The following is a 581-nucleotide window of genomic DNA, read 5'->3' as shown; positions in this document are numbered from 1 at the left end:
GATATGACACCGCTCACGGCCTCGGTTATCACGTCCTTGCCGTCGCGCAGCAGTCTTATGGCCGTGTAGCCGTCCGCATCCGGGCGACCGTTGCCTGTGGGCTGCGCCGTGAGTATGGCCTGATCATAAAGCACCACGAGTTCCACGCGCATATTGTCGGCGGGTTCGTTCAGCACCTTTATGGCCACTCCCGCGTCCTTTATCTGCGAGAGGTGGCCTTTCAGTCCGGCGAGGTCATCGGGCTGCAGAGGCGTGGGCTGGCCGTTGTTGCCCCTCGCGGCAACCTTGATGAACACCTGCGTGTTGTCCTCGGTGGCGACCGCGTATTTCACCACACGCGCCTTTTCGATGTCGGCCTCCGTCATTCCCGACGTGTCGTAGTAGTCAGCCACGACCACGCCGTCGGTCATTATGAGATCCTTGCCACGCATATAGGCGAGGGTCTTTGTAACGTACCAACGGAGCGTGTGCGGGCGCAGGGCATCTATCCTCGCGTCCACCTCCTCGCGGTGGCGGTCAAAAAGTTTTTCGAGCAGCCATATACAGGAGGCGACGACGTAGAACATCAGGCTCTCCAGCGA

General features: G+C 60.2%; 1 pseudogene. It reads right to left on the bottom strand.

The features are described 5' to 3' along the window. A pseudogene (locus C5S62_RS13560) lies at window positions 1–581 on the bottom strand (hypothetical protein); the annotation flags it as partial.

It is taken from the genome of Prevotella sp. MGM2 (genome assembly GCF_002933955.1).
In the GTDB taxonomy this organism is placed as follows: Bacteria; Bacteroidota; Bacteroidia; order Bacteroidales; family Bacteroidaceae; genus Alloprevotella.
The sequence above is the reverse complement of the archived record's forward strand: the minus strand, read 5'-3'. Positions and strand labels throughout refer to the sequence as shown.